This is a genomic window from Agrobacterium sp. CNPSo 3708 (assembly GCF_028674915.1).
GTDB classification, from domain to species: domain Bacteria; phylum Pseudomonadota; class Alphaproteobacteria; order Rhizobiales; family Rhizobiaceae; genus Agrobacterium; species Agrobacterium cavarae.
Window position 1 is genome coordinate 175,998 of the sequence record NZ_JAQZSF010000004.1, and the last position, 21,457, is coordinate 197,454.

A 21,457-nucleotide genomic window follows, 5' to 3' on the forward strand; every position below is an offset into this window, starting at 1 on the left:
TCAGTTCGCCTTCTCGGCAAGTTCGCCTGTTGGCGACCCTGTCCAGGGGGTAGCGGTGACAGTCGCGCCATTGCCGATCCGCGACTGGCCGTCCATGACGACCTCCTCGCCCTCCTTTATTCCCTCCGTCACCAGCGCTCTTGCGCCGGTCACGAAGGCGGTCTTGACGTTTCGCTGTTCCACCTTGTTGTTTTTAGAGACCACATAGGCGTAAAGCCCGTTACGCCCTCTCGCCAACGCCTTGTCGGGAACGACCACCCCGCTCTTGTGCTCGACTGTCAGTGTGGTTGCGACCGGCAGGCCAGGCCAAAGAGCGCCGTTGCCATTGTCGAAGATCGCCTTGAGATGAATGGAGCCGTTGGAGGCATCGACCGAGTTGTCCATTGTCGTCAACTGGCCCTTCGCCAGGACGCGGCTTCCATCGGTCGTGATCAGGGTCACTGCCGCGATCTTCTCGCTCAGCGCTTGGCGGATCTCGCCGAACCTGTCGCCAGGCGCGACAAAGGACACGGCAATTGGATCCATCTGGGTGATTGTCACGATGCCATCGGTCGAGCTTGCGCTGACCACGCTACCCACATCGACCTGCTTGAAACCCGTGCGTCCGGAGATCGGGGCAATCACGGTTGCGAAGCCGAGTTGCGTTTCCGCACTCTTGATCATGGCATCATCATACTGGACGGCTGCAGCATATTGCTCGCTCAGCGCGTTCTTCTGTTCAAGCGTGGAGGCGGACGCCACTCCCTTTTCGGCGAGCGAGGCATAGCGCTGCGCTTCAGTTTTGGCACTGTTCCATTGGGCTTCATCCTGAGCCCTCTTCGCCTTGGCGGAGGTGAGCGCGGACGAAAGCTCACGGTTATCCAGCGTCAGCAAGACGCTTCCTTTTTCTATCATCTGGCCTTCAGTGAAGCGGATACCGGTCACCTGCCCGTCAATCCGCGGTCTGACCGTGACGCTCTGTAACGGGTCCACGGTACCGATACCGTTGATCACCTTGTCGATCTCCTCGACCTTTGCCTTATAGACCGTGACAGGAACGGCAGGCGCGTCTTGCGCGCGGACGATGTCAGGCTGCAACGCCAGCGCTACTCCCCCCAGACAAATCGCAGGGAGCACATAAAAACGGAAGGCTTTGACGAACATGCTGCTGATCTCGCGCGCTGGAGTTCAAATTCAGCAGTAAACTCGGATCACGAATTTTTGTTCTGATGTGATACTAATATTAGGAACTACTTTTCCGACGTTGCGCATTGTTGAGCGCCAAGATCACAGAGAAGTCTCACCCTAACTGATGAGCGCGACGCCACGGGGCGTTTCTATCTCCGCGATGTAACGGAAACTCTTGGCTTTGATCACCGTCGGCGGGTCGATAATCTCAAGATCAGCATAGAGTTCTCGAACCCGATCCGCCTCGGGATGTTCGATCTGGAAGCTCTTTAGCCGAAAGCCAAAATCCGGCATGGATGGCGCGGGGGGTTCCCCGCGCTCCCCAGTCCATCACGGAAGGTGCAACGCCGCCGCACGGCAGAGATCCATCGTCGGCGACCGCGAACAGCCACTCACGATCTCCACGTGACACCGTCTCTTGACGTCCCAGCAGATCGCCATGCCGCGCGAGCACGCTGGCAAAGTCGCTGGTCCGCGCCACCCAGGCGCGCAGCCGTCGCCCCTCGTCCCACGCCGCCTGAACGACCTCAAGATCATCGAGCCCGAACCAGCGTCGTCTCTTAGGCGGCTCTGCCTCTGGATCGACGGCAATAACTTCCAGAAAGACATCCGCGCCGAGCCGTAGCAGCAGATTGTGGGTGCCCATCTGTGGATGCTTGCCGCCTTTCGGCATGTCGATGCCGAGCGCGTCGCGCACATAGTCGGCGCCAACCTCAAGCGACGGCGCAATAATCGCCAGGTGATCCAGTTTCAACATCACGCACTCCATCGCTTGAAAAGCAAAAGGCCGCATTGCTGCGGCCTTTCAATCTCTAGTCCTGTGGTAGCCAGCCGATCAAACCAGACGGCTCCGAACCAATGCTGCCTCGATGAAGCTTGCAAAGAGCGGATGCGGATCGAGCGGGCGGCTCTTGAGTTCGGGGTGATACTGCACGCCGATGAACCAAGGATGATCCGGATACTCCACCGTTTCCGGCAGAAGACCATCCGGCGACATGCCGGAGAACACCAGACCGCAGCTCTCCAGACGATCCTTGTACTCCACATTCACCTCGTAGCGGTGACGGTGGCGCTCAGAAATGTCCGTTGAGCCATAGATGTCGGCGACCTTGGTATCCTTCTTCAGCGCCGCCTTGTAGGCGCCAAGACGCATGGTACCGCCGAGATCACCCTTCGAATTGCGCTTCTCAAGCTCGTTGCCCTTGACCCACTCGGTCATGAGACCAACGACGGGCTCCTGTGTGGGACCGAATTCGGTGGAGGATGCCTTTTCGATACCAGCCAGATGACGCGCCGCTTCCACGACAGCCATTTGCATGCCAAAGCAGATACCGAAATACGGAACCTGACGTTCGCGGGCAAACTGAGCTGCACGGATCTTGCCTTCAGAACCGCGCTCACCAAAACCGCCAGGAACGAGGATCGCATTGACCTTCTCGAGATAGGGAGCCGGATCTTCCTTTTCGAAGACTTCGGACTCGATCCACTCGAGCTTCACCTTCACCCGGTTGGCAATACCGCCGTGATGCAGCGCTTCGATGAGCGACTTGTAGGCGTCCTTGAGGCCGGTATATTTGCCAACGATGGCGATCGTGACTTCGCCTTCCGGCGTATGAATGCGGTTGCAGACTTCTTCCCACTGCTCAAGACGGGGCTTGGGAGCAGGCTCGATGCCAAAGGCGGCCAGCACTTCATTGTCGAGGCCTTCCTTGTGGTAGGCTGTCGGCACGTCATAGATGTTCGCGACATCCAGCGCCTGGATAACGGCAGACTGGCGCACGTTGCAGAACAGCGAAAGCTTGCGGCGTTCCGCTTCCGGAATTTCGCGATCCGCGCGAACCAGCAGGATATCCGGGTGGATACCCAACGCCTGAAGCTCCTTGACGGAGTGCTGTGTGGGCTTCGTCTTCAACTCGCCAGCCGCTGGAATGTAAGGCATCAGCGTCAGGTGAAGATAGATCGCCGTCCCGCGTGGGAGGTCGTTGCCGAGCTGACGGATGGCTTCCATGAAAGGCATTGCCTCGATGTCGCCGACCGTGCCGCCAATTTCGCAGATGACGAAATCATAGTCGTCATTGCCTTCGGTAACGAAATCCTTGATCTCGTTGGTCACATGCGGAATGACCTGAACCGTCGCGCCGAGATAATCGCCGCGGCGTTCCTTATCGATGATGTTCTTGTAGATACGACCCGTGGTGATGTTGTCGGTCTTGGTTGCGGAACGCCCGGTAAAGCGTTCATAGTGACCAAGATCGAGATCCGTCTCCGCGCCGTCATCGGTCACGAAAACCTCACCGTGCTGGGTGGGGCTCATGGTGCCGGGGTCGACATTGAGGTAGGGGTCGAGTTTGCGAAGCCGCACCCGATATCCACGGGACTGCAACAACGCTCCGAGTGCCGCGGCCGCAATGCCCTTCCCAAGGGAGGATACCACGCCGCCTGTGATGAATACATATCGCGCCATGGGAGTCACCGCTTACCTTTTAATAGATGATTCCGCCAGCCCCAAATTCATTGATCGCGAAATCATCTGTTGATGACGCGTGGAAGCTCAGCCGGAATGTAAACAAAAGAAAACCGGCAGGCTTTTGGCCTGCCGGAGTGTTAGTCGTCACCTGCGCCTTATTGGCCGGTGGGAACACCATTGGTGTTGGCGGGAGCCTGCTGCGGAGCAGGTGCGGCCGGAGCGGCAGCGCCACCTTCAGCCGGTGCCGCTGGCGTCGTCGTCGCAGGCGCCTGGTTGGTCGCACCATTCGTGGTGGACGGAACGCCATTGGTCGCTGGAGCCTGCGAAGGCGTCGTCGAGGACGGGCCGAGCGTATCGAGGATGCCGTTACTCTGCCCCTGCTGTGCCGGAATGCGGTCCAGGATGTCCGTTGGACGCGATTCGTAGCGGGTCAGGAGACCAAGGCCAAGGGACGTCGCAAAGAACAGAGCCGCGAGGATCGCTGTCGTGCGGGTCAGGGCATTTGCGGTGCCGCGTGCGGACATGAAGCCAGAGCCGCCGCCAATACCGAGGCCGCCGCCTTCGGAACGCTGGATCAGGACCACGCCGACAAGCGCCAGCACGATCATGAGGTGAATAACAATCAGTACGTTCTGCATGACAATCCATTCCATGCCCCATCAGGAGCACAATGAAGAAGTTTGCGGCTCTTTACATGAGGCGAAAGCGTATTCCAAGCCCCCAAGGATCGAAAGCCCGGCTGCTTTTCCTAAAAAATCAGGCCGTCAATTTCTCGTAAGCTGCATAGATGGACAGGAAGTCGGAGGCTTTCAAGCTCGCGCCGCCGATGAGGGCACCGTCGACATTCTCGATCGCCATGAGCTCTGTGGCGTTGGACGGCTTGACCGAGCCACCATAGAGAATGCGCATCCCCCTGCCCTCGCCGCCAAATCGCTTGACCAGCTCTTCGCGCATGAAGGCATGGGCTTCCCGCACGTCCTCAACGGTCGGTGTCAGGCCTGTGCCGATCGCCCATACGGGCTCATAAGCGATAACCGTGTTGGCGGCGGTCGCCTCATCGGGCAAGGATCCATCGAGCTGGCGCTTGAGCACGTCAAGCGTCTGGCCGGACTCGCGCTGCTCCGCCGTCTCACCGATGCAGATAATGGCGATGAGATCGGCCGCATAGGCAGCACTCGCCTTCGCGCGCACGAGGTGATCCGTTTCCGCATGATCGGTGCGGCGCTCGGAGTGTCCGACAATCACATGCGTGCCGAAGCAGTTGGCAATCATCTCGGCGGAAATATCGCCCGTATGCGCGCCCGATGCATTCTGGTGGCAATCCTGCGCGCCGATCTTGAGCGGGCTGTCGTCACAAAGCGCGGTCGCAACATAGAGAAGCGTCGAAGGCGGGCAGATCAGCGACTCGACCTTTTCTGCAAGCGGTCCCTTGACGCCCTCAGCCATCGCCTTGATCTGATCGAGCGAGGCGCGCGTTCCGTTCATCTTCCAGTTTCCAGCGACGAGCGGGCGAATATCAGGGGTCATTGAGCGATCATTCCTCTTTATTGTTGGCAGTGTCTTCTCAAAGAGACAGCGACAGGAATTCGGACGAAAAAGCAAGGTTTTGGTTCGAAATTTGGTGAATTTCGTACAAAACCTCTCGTGAATGACATGGTTTTCCGAGCTAGCGGGTCAAAATCCAATTAAGAACCGCGCGCCAGTCGGTCATGCGAACCGGCGTCCCGTGCGTGCCGGTTTCAAAGAGCGTGAAGCGGGTGGTAACACCGGCCTTCAAAAGCCCTCGGAATGTCGCGGCCTGCTGATCGGCCGAGTAGACCTTATCCACACTTCCATGGGTAAAATAGACGGGCTTCTTCGCCTTGATAAATGCACTCTTTGGAAAATCGGGATCGACCGCACCACCGAGAATGGCCATCCCCTTGAGATTGGCGACCGCAGCGGCATCGCGGCTTATGCCGTAACAGATGAAGCTGCCCATGGACGCACAGGTTAGAATGACAGGCTTGCCACCGGATTTCGCCTTGGCGTCCGCGATCAGCGCGGCAATATCCGCAACGCCGTTTTGATCGAAACTTTTCACGCTCGGCGCGTAATACGTCCCGCCGTTTTCGACAGCGAGGTTTTTCAGCCGGTTGAAGTTGCCGCCGAATGTATAATCTTTCATTGCAAGCCGGCGGTCCCCACCTCGTCCATGGATGAAGATCACAGTAAAGGCCTGCCCGTTCGCTGGACCGACGCGCCCCACATCGATGGACCGTCCGCCGATGGACATGGTCTCCATCTCCTGCACACGTTTCGGTGCGAGATCGACATATTGCCGTTTTACCCGCTGCTCAGGAATCTCATCGCGCCCGTTGATGTCACGCAATTCCTGGTAGTCGATCACCTGCGAGGCACCGCCATCCCCCGTGGAAAGCACTGTCTGACTTGAGAACAGATCATCCTTGAAGGGCTTCAGTGGTCCGCCGCTGGTCTGAGCGTGAGCGGGCATCGCTGCAACAGACAGGCAGAAAAGAGTACAAAAGGTGAAAAGAGCTGTGGACATGCCTTGAGGAACCGTTTGATTTGCGCCACAAGTCTTGCCATCCGGGCTGCTGCAACGCAATCCTTAGCGGTAAAGCATCAAGCCCTTTGTACCCTGCTAGAGTAGCCTGACACCGGTATCGATGTCTGAATCCTGTCTGCTCGCATGGACAAAATCCGGGCAAAATCTGATTGAACTGGACCTATGGACGATAGCAACGATCTTTTTTCCGGCCTTCCCGCAGCCACTCGCGCTGAAGCAGAACCGCGAGAAACCGCACCTGTTGTAGAACCAGTTGCCAAGGCGGCCGTGCAGCCGAAAGCCCCTTCCGCACCCGTCACGTCGTCGGGCGATGATTACGGCGCCTCGTCTATCCGTGTTCTGGAAGGTCTGGAGCCGGTGCGCATGCGTCCCGGCATGTATATTGGCGGTACCGACGAGAAGGCGCTGCACCACCTCTTTGCCGAAGTCATCGATAACTCGATGGACGAAGCCGTCGCAGGCCATGCCAACTTCATCGAGGTGCATCTCGATACCGAGGGTTTCCTGACGGTGAGCGATAACGGTCGCGGTATCCCTGTCGAAAACCATCCGCAGGTACCGGGCAAGTCCACGCTTGAAGTCATCATGACCAAGCTGCATGCGGGCGGCAAGTTCGACGGCAAGGCTTACGAGACCTCAGGCGGTCTGCATGGTGTGGGCGTGTCCGTCGTCAACGCGCTTTCCGACGTGCTGGAAGTGGAAGTCGCACGTAATCGCAAGCTCTACCGCCAGCGCTTCTCGCGCGGCATTCCGCAAGGTTCGCTGGAAGAGTTGGGCGATGTTCATAACCGCCGCGGAACCCGCGTACGCTTCCATCCGGATGCGCAGATTTTTGGCGACCATGCCAAATTCGACGCCGCCCGCATCTTCCGCATGGCGCGCTCCAAGGCCTATCTCTTTGGCGGTGTTGAAATCCGCTGGAGCTGCGATCCGGGTCTCGTGCCCGCAGGCGGCGAAATCCCTGAAAAGGCTGTCTTCCATTTCCCTGGCGGCTTGAAGGATTACCTCTCGGCCACGCTTGGCAAGGACTTCACCGTCACCCGCGAAATCTTCTCGGGCAGAACGGAAAAGACCGGCGGCCACGGTGCGCTAGAATGGGCGGTCACGTGGTATGGCGGCGACAGCCAGGTCCATTCCTATTGTAACACCATCCCGACGCCCGAAGGCGGCACACACGAAGCTGGTCTTCGCATCGCCTTGACCAAAGGCTTGAAGAACTACGCCGAGCTGACGCAGAACAAGCGCGCACGCGAGATCACCACCGATGACGTGATGATCTCGGCTGTCGGCATGCTCTCCGTCTTCATTCGCGAGCCGGAATTTGTCGGCCAGACCAAGGACAAACTCGCGACCGTCGAAGCCCAACGCATCGTCGAAAACGCGCTGCGCGATCCGTTCGATCATTATCTCACCGGCAATCCCGCAGAAGCGGCAAAGCTTCTGGAATGGGTGATCGAGCGCTGCGAGGAGCGTCTGCGCCGTCGCAAGGAAAAAGAGGTCAACCGCAAGACTGCGGTGCGCAAGCTTCGCCTGCCGGGCAAGCTCGCCGATTGTTCTCAGAACACCGCCGAAGGCGCAGAGCTTTTCATTGTCGAGGGTGACTCGGCTGGCGGTTCAGCCAAGCAGGCACGCAACCGCGCCAACCAGGCCATCCTGCCACTACGCGGTAAGATTCTGAACGTCGGTAGCGCCAGCCGCGAAAAGCTCTCTGCCAACCAGCAGATCGCCGATCTCATTCAGGCGCTTGGCTGCGGCACACGCACGAAGTACCGCGACGAGGACCTCCGTTACGAACGCATCATCATCATGACCGATGCCGACGTCGACGGCGCCCATATCGCCTCGCTGCTGATCACCTTCTTCTATCAGGAAATGCCTGAACTGATCCGCGGCAGCCACCTCTATCTTGCCGTTCCGCCACTCTACAAGATCACGCAAGGATCGAAGTCAGCCTATGCGCGCGACGACATCCATCGCGCTGAGCTGATGGAGACCGAGTTCAAGGGCCGCGGCAAGATCGAAATCAGCCGCTTCAAAGGTCTTGGCGAAATGTTGCCGGCCCAGTTGAAGGAAACCACGATGGATCCCTCCAAACGCACATTGCTGCGCGTGGAAATCGACGACGTGGATTTCGAAGGCACGCGCGAGGCGGTCGACAATCTGATGGGAACAAAGGCAGACGCCCGCTTCCGCTTCATCCAGGACAGAGCCGCCTTTGCGGAAAACCTCGATATCTGATTGGTGCCGAAACTAGACTTCCGAAAGGCCTGAAGTGCTTTTATGATCAAAGGTGATCACGGCAAAGGGCCAAACCGCTGCGTCGTCATGGTCACCCCTCGGATCAAGTCGAGGAGACCGGGTCATTCATAAGCCATTGAAAACCTGGATCCTTGGGTCAAGCCCGAGGATGACGCAGAACGAATAAGAGCGTGGCCGAACCTTACAGCTTAGGCCCGAAAATCGGAATCGATTTTCAGAAAGCACGATGCGTAGCTTCAAAAGGTAAAGCGCCATGCGTCCAATAAGACGCACGGCGCTTTAGCTGTCAAAATCGACTTGAAACTTCGAATCCATCTCACAAAGCTCATGGTCAAGCGCTTTGGCGCGCCGACCAATCACTCAGCAGCAGCCAGAAGCTTCTTCTCACGATTGGCGCGCAACCGTTCGAAATCGTCGCCGGCATGGTGCGACGAGCGCGTCAGCGGGCTGGACGAGACCATGAGGAAGCCCTTTGTGTAGGCAACCGTCTCATAGGACTTGAACTCTTCCGGGGTTACGAAGCGTTCCACCTTGTGGTGCTTGCGGGTCGGCTGCAGATACTGACCGATGGTCAGGAAGTCGACATCGGCGCTGCGAAGATCGTCCATCAGCTGCAGCACTTCGTTACGCTCTTCGCCAAGACCGACCATGATACCGGACTTGGTGAACATGGTGGGGTCCAGTTCCTTCACCCGCTGCAGCAGGCGGACGGAGTGAAAGTAGCGTGCACCGGGACGAACGGTCAGATAGTTGCCAGGAACGGTTTCCATATTGTGGTTGAACACGTCAGGCTTGGCCGCGACAACACGCTCCAGAGCACCTGGCTTCTTGAGAAAGTCCGGCGTCAGGATTTCGATGGTCGTGTTCGGAGACGCAGCGCGGATTGCCCAGATCACCTTTTCAAAATGCTCGGCACCACCGTCGGCGAGATCGTCGCGGTCGACCGAGGTAATGACGACGTGGCTGAGGCCCATCTGCTTGACGGCCTTGGCAACGTTTTCCGGCTCATTGAGATCAAGCGGATTGGGCTTGCCGGTCGAGACGTTGCAGAAGGCGCAGGCGCGCGTGCAGATCTCGCCCATGATCATGAAGGTCGCGTGCTTCTTTTCCCAGCATTCGCCGATATTTGGACAGCCAGCCTCTTCGCACACCGTCACCAGCTTGTGGCTGCGTACCAGTTCGCGCGTCTCGTGGTAGCCCTTGGACGTGGGCGCCTTGACGCGGATCCATTCCGGCTTTCGCGCCACTTCCGTATCCGGCTTGTGTGCCTTCTCCGGATGGCGGATGCGCTTCTCTTCCGGCTGGGACATCCTGTCGAGAATAGTGACCATAAGAAACCTGCTTCTACCGCTTATAAGCGGCTCTAACGCCTGACGAGCTTGGCGAGGAATAACAGAAGGCTTGCGCCCAGGAAAGACGTGACGAAGTAGCCGAGGCGGCTGTCTTGCACAAAGACATCGAATGTACGCAACAGAGCCACTGCCACCACCGAGCCGACAATGCCGAGAACGATGTTGATGAAGATGCCAAAGCGCATATCCATGAGCTTGCCCGCGAGCCAGCCCGCAAGGCCGCCGATGATGATGGCCGCAATCCAGCCTACACTTTCCATCCGTGATCCCTTTCTTTAACCCGCTGCTTCGCCTGGTGTCGGCTAAGCGATCAACCTGGCAATCAGCGTCACGATGATCGCACCCACCGTTGCATGGATGATCTGCACCACTAGCGCATTTTCAATACCAAGCGAAATGCCGAGAGCATTGAACAGATAGCCACCGACAAACGCGCCGATCACGCCGCTCAGAAGGCATCCGATCAACCCGCCACCCCCAACGATGAGGCTGGCGAGGAAACCGGCCACCAGACCGATCAGCAGAAAAACAATCCAGGCTTCTGTTGCAATAGACATGCCGGCTCTCCTTTGACGTCGCTCCCTTCAAGAGTGGGAGCGATCAAGCCAATTATCAAGCGTTCAGGACACATCCGTAAGCGTCCAGCACGCTCTCCTTCATCGACTCCGACAGGGTCGGATGCGGGAAGATGGTGTGCATCAGTTCTTCTTCGGTCGTCTCGAGGTTCATGGCGACAACGAAGCCCTGAATGAGCTCGGTCACTTCCGCACCTACCATATGTGCACCGATCAGTTCGCCCGTCTTCTTGTCGAAGATGGTCTTGACCATGCCCTGATCTTCACCGAGCGCCACGGCCTTGCCATTGGCAGCAAAGGAGAAGCGACCCACGCGGATCTCGCGGCCCTGCTCTTTCGCCTTGGCTTCCGTCAGACCGACGGACGCGACCTGCGGATTGCAATAGGTGCAGCCCGGGATCTTGCTTTTATCCATGGGGTGAACATTCGGAACCCCGGCAATCTTCTCAACGCAGATGACGGCTTCGTGCTCGGCCTTGTGTGCGAGAAGCGGACCTCCGGCAACATCACCAATGGCGTAGATGCCAGGAACATTGGTCTTGCCATAGCCATCGATGACGATGAAGCCGCGCTCGGTCTTAACACCAGCAGCCTCAAGGCCGATATTCTCGATATTGGCCTGGACGCCAACGGCGGAAATCATCCGATCCGCTGTGATCTTCTGCGAGGAGCCGTCCTTCATCTCGACGGTCGCCGTAATCGAGTTTGCACCCTTTTCGACTTTCGCTACCTTTGCCTCGAGGTGGATCTTGATGCCCTGCTTTTCCAGCTGCTTTTTCGCGAAGGCGGAAATTTCCGCATCCTCGACCGGCATCACCTGGCTCATGATTTCGACAACGGTAACCTCGACACCCATGGTGCGATAGAAGCTGGCGAACTCAATACCGATCGCGCCCGAACCCATGACCAGCAGCGACTTCGGCAGCTCTTCCGGCTTCATTGCTTCGAAATAGGTCCAGATCAGCTTGCCATCCGGCTCGATGCCGGGCAGCGCGCGCGGACGGGCGCCGGTGGCCACGATGATATGCTTGGCGGTGTAGGTTCCCTCGCCCAGCGTGTTCTTCGGCACGGGGCCCTGCGGCTGAACCACAGGCTTGGTCGACTTGCCGACGACGATCTCACCCGGCTTGGTGATCTTGGCTTCGCCCCAGATGATATCGACCTTGTTCTTCTTGAACAGGAAGCCGACGCCATTATTCATGCGGGCAGCGATGCCGCGAGAGCGCGCGACGATCGCCTTGACGTCCGGCTTGATCGACCCTTCCAGCGTCAGGCCGTAATCCTTCGCATGGGTGGCCGTGTGCATCACATCGGCCGTACGCAGCAACGCCTTGGTGGGAATGCAGCCCCAGTTTGAGCAGATGCCCGCGAGATGTTCACGCTCGACGACGGCAACCTTCATGCCCAGCTGAGCTGCGCGAATGGCGGCAATATAACCACCAGGACCGGAGCCAATGACGATAACGTCGTAGGATTGAGCCATTCTATATCCTGCCTTTATCTTTTTGACGGCGACTTCTGCGCCGCTGCGTCAATCGAATTCACATCAAATTCCAAGCAGCATGCGCACCACGGGCTCAAGCCCACGTCCCAGCGCACGCGTGTTTTCAGCGTCCAGGTGAACGCCATCGAGCGGTGTCGTCACCGCAACGGAGGCCGCATCGAAGAAGGCGCAGCCCTTGTCGTCTGCCAGATCGCGATAGAGCGAACCCATCATCTTCGACTGCTCGATGGCACCCGCATACATGGCCGCAAACATATCGTTTGCCGTTTCGCAAATATGCGGCGGCGAAACGATCAGAATCTCCGGCTCGTCATGATCCTCGAAAGACCACGCATGATGCCGGATGAGACTGACCAGCCGCTCCACGCCCTTGACCGCACCAACTGCAGAGCCTGCACCGATGCCCCGCTTCAGGTCGTTGGTGCCGAGCATGATGATGACGAGATCAAGCGGGGCATGGCTGTGAAGGATCGTCGGAAGCAGCGTCGCACCATTGCGGTCGCAATCCGCCAGATGATCATCATAGGCGGTGGTGCGCCCGTTCAGTCCCTCGGCAATGACATTGACCTCACTGCCCAGCGCCTTCTGCAGCACGCTCGGCCAGCGATCGTCGAAGGCGTGACGCCCGAGATTCTCGGCGTCATATCCCCATGTCAGGCTGTCGCCATAGCAAAGAACGGTCTTCGTCACATCCGCCTCCTGAAGGAGAAAAGCCGAAGGCTGACACCAGCATCCGGCTCGACTATTTTATCAGACCAGCATCGACATCGGGCTTTCGATGTAGCGCTTGAAGGCGGAAGCAAGCTCCGCGCCGAGCGCGCCATCGATAACGCGGTGGTCGAAGGCAAAGGTCGCCGTCATCACCGTACCGACTTCGATCTTGCCGCCGCGAACGACCGGCTTCTCGACGCCAGCGCCGATGGAGACGATCGAAGCCTGCGGCAGGTTGACGATCGACGTGAAGGACGAAACGCCGAACATGCCGAGGTTCGACACGGATGTCGTGCCGCCCTGGTATTCTTCCGGCTTCAGCTTCTTGTCGCGAGCACGCTTGGCGAGATCCTTGACCTCGTTGGAGATAGCCGAAAGCGACTTCTCCTCGGCCTTGCGGACGATCGGCGTGATCAGGCCATCCGGGATCGACACGGCAACGCCGACATCGGCATGCTTGTGAAGAACACGGGCTGTCGATGTCCAGGAAGCATTCGCCATCGGAACATCGCGCAGTGCAAGCGCCATGGCCTTGATGATGAAGTCGTTGACGGAGAGCTTGAAGGCCGGAACCTCGCCCTTCTCGGTCTTCTTCACCGGTGCGGATGCATTGATCTCGGCACGAAGCTTCAACATCGCATCGAGCTCGCATTCCATCGACACCGTGTAGGACGGAACCGTCTGGGTCGACTCGGTCAGGCGCGAGGCAATCGTCTTGCGCATGCCGTCATGCGGCAGAAGCTCGTAGGAGCCTTCGGCAAATAGCTTGAGGACGCTGTCATCCGACGGACCCTTGGCAGCGGCCGGAGCCGGAGCAGCGGACGATGCAGGTGCCTGTGCAGCAGCTGGTGCAGCCTTTGCGGCACCGGAAGCAACTGCCTTTTCGACGTCAGACTTCACGATACGGCCATGCGGGCCGGAGCCGGACACAGCGGAAAGATCAAGACCGGCATCCTTGGCCATGCGGCGTGCCAATGGCGAGGCAAAAAGGCGCTCGCCGGACTTGGAAACAGGTGCTGGCGTGGAAGGCGCAGCAGCCTGATCTGCAACCGGCTTGTCAGCCTTGGGAGCAGCTTCAGACTTCTCGTCCTTCGGGGCCTCGGCGTTGGCTTCCTGCTTGGGAGCTTCAGCTTTCGCCTCTGATTTGGCAGGGGCAGCATCGCCACCCTTTGCCGCTTCAGCCACGTCTTCGCCTTCGCCTGCGAGGATGGCGATCAAGGCATTCACCTTGACCGCTTCGGTCCCGGCCGGAACCACGATCTTGGCGACCGTGCCCTCGTCCACGGCTTCCACTTCCATGGTCGCCTTGTCGGTCTCAATTTCGGCAATCACGTCGCCGGGAGCAACCTTGTCGCCTTCCTTGACCAGCCACTTGGCCAGATTGCCCTCTTCCATCGTCGGAGAAAGGGCAGGCATGGTGATGTTGATAGGCATCGAAACGCCCTCCCCTTACTTGTAGCAGACGGCTTTGACAGCCTGGATGACTTCGTCAACGTTCGGCAAAGCCAGCTTCTCCAGGTTTGCAGCGTAAGGCATTGGAACGTCCTTACCGGCAATGGTCAGGATCGGTGCGTCGAGATAATCGAAAGCAGCGCGCTGAACCTGGTTGGAGATGAAGTCACCGACCGATGACTGCGGAAAGCCTTCTTCGACAGTGACCAGACGGCCGGTCTTCTTGACGGATTCGATCACCGTCGGAAGATCCATCGGGCGGATGGTACGAAGGTCGATCAGCTCGACATCGATGCCTTCCTTTTCCAACTCGGCGACAGCCTTGACCGCATAGGTCATGCCGATACCGAAGGAAACGATGGTTGCATCCTTGCCCTTGCGGTGAATGCGCGCCTTGCCGATCGGCAGGACGAAATCATCCAGCTTCGGCACGTCGAAGCTCTGACCGTAAAGGATTTCGTTTTCGAGGAAGATAACCGGGTTCGGATCGCGGATCGCAGCCTTCAAAAGACCCTTTGCGTCGGCTGCCGTGTAAGGCATGACGACCTTAAGTCCTGGGATATGGCTGTACCATGCGGCATAGCACTGCGAGTGCTGAGCAGCGACGCGGGCAGCAGCACCCGACGGACCACGGAACACCATCGGTGCACCCATCTGACCGCCAGACATATAGAGTGTCTTGGCAGCCGAGTTGACGATCTGGTCGATCGCCTGCATGGCGAAGTTGAAGGTCATGAATTCGACGATCGGCTTCAGGCCGGTCATGGCAGCGCCAACACCGATACCGGCAAAGCCGTGCTCGGTGATCGGCGTATCGATCACGCGCTTGGCGCCGAATTCCTGCAGGAGACCCTGGGTGATCTTGTAGGCGCCCTGGTACTCGGCAACCTCTTCGCCCATGACGAAGACTTTTTCGTCAGAGCGCATTTCTTCAGCCATGGCATCGCGAAGCGCTTCGCGCACGGTCTGGCTGACGAACTCGGTACCTTCCGGAATGTCCGGATCAGCGGCAACTTCGATCTTCGGTGCAGCCGGAGCCTTCGCCGTCTCTTTAGAAGCGGATGGTTCTTCGCTGGCTTCGCGGGCCTTGCCGCCGGCGGCATCAGAACCGGAGCCTGCGGCTTCGGCCTTCGGCTCTTCCTTCTTCGGTGCGGCAGAGGACGACAGGTCGTCTGCGCTTTCGCCTTCCTGAAGGAGAACGGCAATTGCCGTATTCACCTTGACGTTTTCGGTACCGGCATCGATCAGGATCTTGCCGATGACGCCTTCGTCCACGGCTTCCACTTCCATCGTCGCCTTGTCGGTTTCGATTTCCGCGATCACGTCGCCGGAGGTGACCTTGTCACCCTCTTTCTTCAACCACTTGGAAAGCGTGCCTTCCTCCATGGTGGGGGAAAGGGCGGGCATAAGAATTTCTACTGGCATTGTTTTCCCTTTCCCGATCAGAGCAGAATGTCGGTGTAAAGCTCGGATACATCCGGCTCTGGATCGTTCTGGGCAAAGTCGGCGCTGTCGGCCACGATGTCACGGACATCCTTGTCGATCGCCTTCAACTCGTCTTCGCTTGCCCAGCCCTGCTCCATAAGCCGCGCCTTGACTTGCTCGATCGGGTCATGCTCGGAGCGCATCTTCTGCACTTCGTCCTTGGAACGATACTTGGCCGGGTCGGACATGGAGTGACCGCGATAGCGATAGGTCAGCATTTCCAGAATGATCGGACCCTTGCCGGAGCGGCAATGCTCGAGAGCTTCGTCCGCAGCAGCCTTGACGGCGCGAACGTCCATGCCGTCCACCTGAACGCCCGGGATGCCGAAGCCGGAACCGCGAAGCGAATAGTTCGACTGCGCCGTGGCACGGCTGGTCGAGGTGCCCATGGCGTAACGGTTGTTTTCGACGATGTAGATGATGGGCAGTTTCCAGAGAGCAGCCATGTTGAAGCTCTCATAGACCTGACCCTGGTTGGCCGCACCGTCACCGAAGTAGGTCACCGACACATTGTCGTTGCCGCGATACTTGTTGGCGAAGGCGAGACCCGTACCGAGCGAAACCTGCGCACCGACGATGCCGTGGCCGCCGTAAAAATGCTTCTCCTTGGAGAACATATGCATCGAGCCGCCCTTACCCTTGGAAAGGCCGCCACGACGTCCGGTCAGTTCCGCCATAACACCGCGTGGGCTCATGCCGGCGGCCAACATATGGCCGTGGTCACGATAGGCGGTGATGACCTGATCGCCTTCCTTCTGCGACATCTGCATACCAACGACAACGGCTTCCTGGCCGATGTAGAGGTGACAGAAACCGCCGATGAAGCCCATGCCGTAAAGCTGGCCGGCCTTTTCCTCGAAGCGGCGGATGAGCAGCATCTCGCGATACGCGTGGAGTTCTTCGTCCTTACCGAAATCCGGGGCGTTCTTGCCGGTGAATTCCTTGGCAGGCGTCTTTGCCGTTGTCTTGCGGCCGGATACAGACGCGTTTTTGCGCGGCGCCATTCATCCCTCCCTAGTTGAATTAGAATGGTTGGATCGGCGCGTAACATATGCAAGAAAGGTCGCCACAGCAATGCCATAAACGCATGGCACATATTCTAAGTAAACGACTGTATTTAAAAATAAATTCCATGATTAACCGAAATCAGGTTAATCACATATATCCGTTCATGATGACGATTTCGTCCGGTTTGGACATGTTCAACTGATAACGCGAAATCTCGTCGATCATATCCCGCTCAAGCGACCCATCGCTCATCAACTCCACCTGACGCTCCAGCGCCACGCGAGTCTTGACGATCTTGTCCCGCTCAGCGGTTCTGGCGATACGCTGGCGCTCCAGGCGCTCCATAGCCTCCAGCCCGAAATCGCCATGAATGGAATGATAGCCGAAATAGGAAAGAAAGGCGACCGTGATCGCTGGAACAACGAGACGGCCGAACCGTCTTTTCTTATGATGCTTCGTCCACATACTCTGAAAACAGCCTTCAAACGCGCTACTGGAATCACAATAGCCGCATTTGCTTAACCATCCGTTGACCGTGTTTGGTTGACGCATCCTCTGGGTCATCGGGGTCGCTGACCAACAGGAATCCCAGTACTGATTGCCCATCTGATCGTCTTATGCGATGTTGACTGGGTAACGTCCGCACGCTCCGGGATTGATCTGGACGGTCATGTCGTTGCCGGTGGGTGCACGAATTATCTAGAATCACTGGCCTCGGACGAAGCGAACTCGTCCTTCTCGTTGCAGCCCTTATGGGGCTTAGCTCGATTTCCCTCCATATTATGCTCCCTGCTCTGCCCGATATCGGCCTGGCATTGGCGGCCTCATCGTCCAATCTTGCGCAATTAGCTGTCGGCGCATTTCTCCTTGGGGCGGCGATCTCATCCTTTGTCGTCGGCCCGGTCGCTGATCATTATGGCCGCCGTCTACCGATCTTGTGTGGGCTTCTCGTGTTCGTCGCGGCCTCGCTCGTCGCGCTTTTTGCCAAGAACATGGAAATGATGCTTGTTCTTCGGTTCATTCAAGGAGCCGGAGTTGGCACGACTCGCCTGTCTCAAGCCATCTTGCGAGATCGCTATTCCGGAAGCGAGATGGCGAGAGCCATGTCGCTCGTGTTGACGGTATTCCTCATCATGCCGGTTCTGGCGCCTCTGGTGGGCCGAGCTATTTTGATGGTCGGCGATTGGCGCGCCATCTTTTTTACAATGGCCGTATTTGGCTTGTCGTGCTGGTCTGGACTTGGTGGAGATTGCCGGAGACGCTCGCCCCGGCGAATAGGCGACCGCTAAGCTTCGGCTCGGTCTGGTCTGGGCTGGCTATTATTGCCGCAGACCGGAGCGCGATCGGATATGGCCTGGCCGCTATGCTGCTGCTCGGTACCCTATACGGCTTCATCGCAACTGCCCAACCGCTCTATGGTCAAGCTTATGGACTGGGAGATCGCTTCGCGCTTGCCGTGGCCGCGACAGCGATCGTCCAGTCAATCGCAGCATTTGTTTGCTCACGCTTAATTCCACAGTTCGGCCCGCAGGCTGTAGGAATGACTGGGCTCGCGACGTATCTCGTGTTTGCTGCCGTCGCGTTGATCATGCTCTATCTCGATGCGCTGCCGTTCTGGCTGCTCTTCCTCATCATCACCGCAATGATGACGATGTTCACCTGGGCAGACGCAACGCTCGGCGTTCTCTCCATGGCTAATCTCGGGAAGATTGCCGGCACGGCCGCATCGGCATTTGGCGCGATCCAGCAATTGGGTGCTACCTTGCTCGGTTCGATCATCGGCCAGTGCTATGATGGAACGCCGCGTGCATTACTCTGGGGATCGTTTCTCCTGGGGGCAATCGCGCTTGCCTTAGCGTTCCGGGCTGGAAAGTCTCAAAGACAGTGAAACGCTTTCAGGCTCGACCGCCCTGCAATGCCAGCCACCGGCCCGGCGTGATGCCGAAGGCATCGCGAAAATGCCGCGTGAGGTGAGCTTGATCCGCAAAGCCTGCTTCGACTGCCGCGCCCGCCAGGCTGCTGCCCGCCAACAGCAATTGCTTTGCTCGGCCAAGTCGGCGCATCACGAGATAGCGGTGCGGGCTGGTGCCAAGCAACTGCCTGAAATGCCTTGCAAGGGCATACCGGTCCAGCCCTGTGATGTTCTCAAGCGTCGCGGATCGAACAGGCTCATCACTATGGCTGAGAAGAAAATCCCGCGCCCGCAAGACAGCTGATTGCGCAACCTTGGTAACCCGCTTGCGAGGTGCTCCCGCTTCACGAGAGAGAATCGTCCCGATCCGCTGGATCGCATCATCCTTGGCAAGATCATCCGGTTCGTGATCAAGGTCCGACAGAATGTAGGCAAGCGTATTGGACAACTCGGCATTGCCGACCACGGGATCCGGCACGAATGGCAAGGAACGAGAGTAACCATCGATGGCGCCGATCAACTCGGGCGGCATGTAGACCATGCGATAGATCAGCCCTGCATCCGTTCCAGCAGCCCCATCGTGAACCTCATCTGGATGCAGCACGATGACGTTTCCGGGCATGCTGAACCGCTCGACGCCGCGATAGCGAAAGGTTTGCACGCCGTGCAGGGTCAGCCCCAATGCGTAGGTGTCATGCCGATGCGGTGTAAACCCATTGCCGTGGAACCGCACCTCGGTCCGCTCAATCCCTCTACTTTCCGCAACCACGCGCACGCCAGGCTGAAATTCCACGCACGAACGTTCAAGACCCAGCGCCCGCTGCAACGCTAGTTGCTCGATGTCCTCGATACCTTCAAAGGAGTAAGACATGTTCGACACCAAAATCGCGATCATCATTCGCGATGACCTTGCCACGTGGCAAAAGCTAAACGTCACCGCTTTTCTGACAAGCGGTATCATCGCTCAAGCGCCGGCGATCATCGGCGAAGCATATCGGGATGCCGCGGATAATGTCTACAATCCGATGTCCATCCAGCCGATCGTGGTTCTGGCGGCTGACCAAGAAACTCTGAGAACCATCCACCGGCGAACGCTGGAGCGAAATGTCACGGCATCAGCCTACATCGAAGAGATGTTCGCAACGGGTCACGATGCGGCCAATCGAGAGGTCTTTGCCAGGTTCACTCCGGACAATGCCAAGCTCGTTGGTCTCGCGTTGCGGTCCGATAAGAAGATCGTCGACAAGATTTGCAAGGGTGCAAAGATGCATCCCTGATGTCTCTAAAGCACGTCACTTATAAATGACGATCCTTATCGCAAGGAGCAGCGTGCCAGCAGCAACCGGCGCACCGCGCCGACTGGCGTATGTCCTTCAGGCTGTTGCCCTCAGCATCCTTGAGAACTCCCACTCCTTGTCCTCGATCTCGTCACGATACGGAGCATAGATCGCGTGGGCCTGAATCAACCCGACGCCTATCTCTTCAACTAGGCATACCAGTTGATCTACTGTCAGTATCGCATTGATCTCCAGCACCTCGAGTTTCTCGGATGGCATGTAAGAGCTTCGGACCATTTCCGCAAAATCACTTAGTTGTTCTTGGAGTGACTCGATATCGGTCCATGAAATATCTTCTCCATACTTCGTGAGATGATAAATCATATTAAAAGGAGAAAAACTGAAGGCATTTGGGCCGCAACACTCCTTCTCGCAAAATCTTTCACATTCTTTGACGAGTGCCGAAATTGAAGGCGGAAAACCTAGCTGCTCCATTCATAATTCCTCAAACGGACCCCTCGCTCACCGCTTCGCCTTCAGCAAACGCTTCCAGATCGTTCCACCGAGATATTTGTTAAACACAACAAAATAGGCGACGATGGAGGCGAAGAAGACGATGGCCGATAGGCCACTCAGCTCGAAGCCGTTTTCCGTGCGGCCGCCAAGGATCGACGCGACGAGGAAGCCCAGCACCCAGAACGCCGTAAAAAAATCGAGAATGAAGGCCAGGACGATCCGCCAGGTGGCGGGTTGCGGGGAAGGTGATGTCTGGTCTGGCATATGCGTATCCTTCAATGACTAAAGAAATAAGGGGCAGCGTAACCGCCACCCCTTCATATTGTCTTATCAACTGGCATGAGCGCGCAAAACAACGCGTGCCTCAACCGCCGTCATCAAAACGGGATATCGTCGTCCAGATCGTTGGAGAAGTTGCCGCCGGAGGGCTGGCCACCGCGCGACGCACCGCCGCCACGCGCGGGCTGCTGGTCGTAACCGCCACCGCTGCCCCCACCATAGGAGCCGCCGCCGGCATAATCGCCACCGCCACCAAAGTCTCCGCCACGGCCACCGCCGCCGCCTTCGCCGCGACCGTCAAGCATGGTCAGCGTCGAGTTGAAGCCCTGGAGAACGATTTCCGTCGAGTAACGATCATTGCCGTTCTGGTCTTGCCATTTGCGGGTCTGCAGCGCGCCTTCGATATAGAGCTTGGCGCCCTTCTTGACGTATTGCTCAACGACCTTGCACAGGCCTTCATTGAAAACGACGACCGTGTGCCATTCGGTCTTTTCCTTGCGCTCGCCCGAATTGCGGTCGCGCCAGCTTTCCGACGTCGCAATGCGCAGGTTGGCGATTGGTCGGCCATCCTGCGTGCGGCGAATTTCCGGATCAGCGCCGACATTTCCGACCAGAATAACCTTGTTTACGCTGCCAGCCATATTTATCTTCCTGTCTGCCGAACGTCATGAACGGCATTTTTCCTGTTCAAAAGTCCCGCGCACCATAGACCATCCCCCGCCGCGATGGGCAGCGAGTGGAACGACAATCCACAAGGAATGTTCTTGCCAACGGGCATAGTTGCAATATGTTCCTTTTTTGTTCTATTAAGGCGTGGTGAGTGAGTCAAGCAGATCCAGAAGCATTCCCAGGCGAGAGCGCGCCGGGCAATACCATACCGGAACGTCAATCGTCTCGACACGCCGTTCCAGATGATGACATAAG

Annotated in this window: 23 protein-coding genes; 4 read left to right on the top strand and 19 right to left on the bottom strand. The window is 57.9% G+C overall.

Annotated features, from left to right (window positions below):
* The 6 genes from PVA19_RS10825 to PVA19_RS10850 form a co-directional block, all read right to left on the bottom strand.
* Window positions 1-1,143 (bottom strand): efflux RND transporter periplasmic adaptor subunit, encoded by a 1,143-nt coding sequence (locus PVA19_RS10825; protein WP_274102417.1) that lies wholly within the window; start codon window positions 1,141-1,143, stop codon window positions 1-3.
* A 238-nt stretch (window positions 1,144-1,381) separates the two neighbouring features.
* Window positions 1,382-1,924 carry a VOC family protein gene (locus PVA19_RS10830; protein ID WP_274102418.1) on the bottom strand — a complete coding sequence of 181 codons (543 nt, stop codon included), beginning with the start codon at window positions 1,922-1,924 and terminating at the stop codon, window positions 1,382-1,384.
* 78 nt (window positions 1,925-2,002) lie between these two features.
* Entirely contained in the window at window positions 2,003-3,631 is a 1,629-nt protein-coding gene (locus PVA19_RS10835; RefSeq protein ID WP_274102419.1) for a CTP synthase, read from the bottom strand.
* A gap of 158 nt (window positions 3,632-3,789) precedes the next feature.
* Window positions 3,790-4,272, bottom strand: a complete 483-nt coding sequence (secG, locus tag PVA19_RS10840; RefSeq protein WP_274102420.1) for a preprotein translocase subunit SecG — start codon at window positions 4,270-4,272, stop codon at window positions 3,790-3,792.
* A 118-nt stretch (window positions 4,273-4,390) separates the two neighbouring features.
* A complete protein-coding gene (tpiA, locus tag PVA19_RS10845; RefSeq protein WP_274102421.1) occupies window positions 4,391-5,161 on the bottom strand; it encodes a triose-phosphate isomerase in 771 nt (256 codons plus the stop codon).
* A gap of 139 nt (window positions 5,162-5,300) precedes the next feature.
* Window positions 5,301-6,182, bottom strand: a complete 882-nt coding sequence (locus PVA19_RS10850) for a dienelactone hydrolase family protein (protein WP_274102422.1) — start codon at window positions 6,180-6,182, stop codon at window positions 5,301-5,303.
* 183 nt (window positions 6,183-6,365) lie between these two features.
* Between PVA19_RS10850 and parE the strand changes: the two genes are divergently transcribed.
* Window positions 6,366-8,441, top strand: coding sequence for a DNA topoisomerase IV subunit B (gene parE, locus PVA19_RS10855; protein WP_274102424.1), 2,076 nt, complete (start codon window positions 6,366-6,368; stop codon window positions 8,439-8,441).
* A 377-nt stretch (window positions 8,442-8,818) separates the two neighbouring features.
* Here the strand turns inward: parE and lipA are convergent, their stop codons facing one another.
* The 9 genes from lipA to PVA19_RS10900 form a co-directional block, all read right to left on the bottom strand.
* Window positions 8,819-9,793 carry a lipoyl synthase gene (lipA, locus tag PVA19_RS10860; RefSeq protein WP_062427372.1) on the bottom strand — a complete coding sequence of 325 codons (975 nt, stop codon included), beginning with the start codon at window positions 9,791-9,793 and terminating at the stop codon, window positions 8,819-8,821.
* A 32-nt stretch (window positions 9,794-9,825) separates the two neighbouring features.
* The gene (locus tag PVA19_RS10865; RefSeq protein WP_274102425.1) at window positions 9,826-10,074 is read right to left on the bottom strand and encodes a GlsB/YeaQ/YmgE family stress response membrane protein; all 249 of its coding nucleotides are present in this window, start codon (window positions 10,072-10,074) and stop codon (window positions 9,826-9,828) included.
* Between the two features lie 42 nt (window positions 10,075-10,116).
* On the bottom strand, window positions 10,117-10,371 hold the full coding sequence (locus tag PVA19_RS10870; RefSeq protein WP_062598429.1) for a GlsB/YeaQ/YmgE family stress response membrane protein: 255 nt from the start codon (window positions 10,369-10,371) through the stop codon (window positions 10,117-10,119).
* 55 nt (window positions 10,372-10,426) lie between these two features.
* Window positions 10,427-11,872, bottom strand: coding sequence for a dihydrolipoyl dehydrogenase (lpdA, locus tag PVA19_RS10875; protein ID WP_274102426.1), 1,446 nt, complete (start codon window positions 11,870-11,872; stop codon window positions 10,427-10,429).
* Window positions 11,873-11,935: 63 nt separating this feature from the next.
* Window positions 11,936-12,583, bottom strand: coding sequence for an SGNH/GDSL hydrolase family protein (locus PVA19_RS10880; protein WP_130979545.1), 648 nt, complete (start codon window positions 12,581-12,583; stop codon window positions 11,936-11,938).
* 60 nt (window positions 12,584-12,643) lie between these two features.
* Window positions 12,644-14,038, bottom strand: coding sequence for a pyruvate dehydrogenase complex dihydrolipoamide acetyltransferase (locus PVA19_RS10885; RefSeq protein ID WP_274102427.1), 1,395 nt, complete (start codon window positions 14,036-14,038; stop codon window positions 12,644-12,646).
* Window positions 14,039-14,053: 15 nt separating this feature from the next.
* Window positions 14,054-15,481: a pyruvate dehydrogenase complex E1 component subunit beta gene (locus PVA19_RS10890; RefSeq protein WP_062437398.1), complete on the bottom strand. Its 1,428-nt coding sequence runs from the start codon at window positions 15,479-15,481 to the stop codon at window positions 14,054-14,056.
* Window positions 15,482-15,498: 17 nt separating this feature from the next.
* Window positions 15,499-16,545 carry a pyruvate dehydrogenase (acetyl-transferring) E1 component subunit alpha gene (gene pdhA, locus PVA19_RS10895; RefSeq protein ID WP_062427379.1) on the bottom strand — a complete coding sequence of 349 codons (1,047 nt, stop codon included), beginning with the start codon at window positions 16,543-16,545 and terminating at the stop codon, window positions 15,499-15,501.
* A 151-nt stretch (window positions 16,546-16,696) separates the two neighbouring features.
* The gene (locus PVA19_RS10900; RefSeq protein WP_062427380.1) at window positions 16,697-17,014 is read right to left on the bottom strand and encodes an FtsB family cell division protein; all 318 of its coding nucleotides are present in this window, start codon (window positions 17,012-17,014) and stop codon (window positions 16,697-16,699) included.
* Window positions 17,015-17,331: 317 nt separating this feature from the next.
* Between PVA19_RS10900 and PVA19_RS22415 the strand changes: the two genes are divergently transcribed.
* Window positions 17,332-17,838 (top strand): MFS transporter, encoded by a 507-nt coding sequence (locus PVA19_RS22415; RefSeq protein WP_443111633.1) that lies wholly within the window; start codon window positions 17,332-17,334, stop codon window positions 17,836-17,838.
* Window positions 17,733-18,437 (top strand): hypothetical protein, encoded by a 705-nt coding sequence (locus tag PVA19_RS10905; protein ID WP_274102429.1) that lies wholly within the window; start codon window positions 17,733-17,735, stop codon window positions 18,435-18,437. The genes PVA19_RS22415 and PVA19_RS10905 overlap by 106 nt, the downstream gene beginning before the upstream one ends.
* 7 nt (window positions 18,438-18,444) lie before the next feature.
* Here PVA19_RS10905 and PVA19_RS10910 read toward each other — a convergent pair whose 3' ends face one another.
* Window positions 18,445-19,359, bottom strand: a complete 915-nt coding sequence (locus tag PVA19_RS10910; RefSeq protein WP_274102430.1) for an AraC family transcriptional regulator — start codon at window positions 19,357-19,359, stop codon at window positions 18,445-18,447.
* Here PVA19_RS10910 and PVA19_RS10915 point away from each other — a divergent pair.
* On the top strand, window positions 19,331-19,738 hold the full coding sequence (locus PVA19_RS10915) for a DUF2000 family protein (RefSeq protein ID WP_274102431.1): 408 nt from the start codon (window positions 19,331-19,333) through the stop codon (window positions 19,736-19,738). The two genes, PVA19_RS10910 and PVA19_RS10915, sit on opposite strands and share 29 nt — an antisense overlap.
* Window positions 19,739-19,834: 96 nt before the next feature.
* Here the strand turns inward: PVA19_RS10915 and PVA19_RS10920 are convergent, their stop codons facing one another.
* From PVA19_RS10920 to PVA19_RS10930, 3 genes are all read right to left on the bottom strand, one after another.
* Entirely contained in the window at window positions 19,835-20,233 is a 399-nt protein-coding gene (locus PVA19_RS10920) for a DUF6331 family protein (RefSeq protein ID WP_274102432.1), read from the bottom strand.
* A gap of 27 nt (window positions 20,234-20,260) precedes the next feature.
* Window positions 20,261-20,518 (bottom strand): hypothetical protein, encoded by a 258-nt coding sequence (locus PVA19_RS10925; RefSeq protein WP_274102434.1) that lies wholly within the window; start codon window positions 20,516-20,518, stop codon window positions 20,261-20,263.
* A gap of 113 nt (window positions 20,519-20,631) precedes the next feature.
* Window positions 20,632-21,174, bottom strand: a complete 543-nt coding sequence (locus PVA19_RS10930; protein WP_062427384.1) for a single-stranded DNA-binding protein — start codon at window positions 21,172-21,174, stop codon at window positions 20,632-20,634.
* Between the last annotated feature and the right edge of the window lie 283 nt (window positions 21,175-21,457).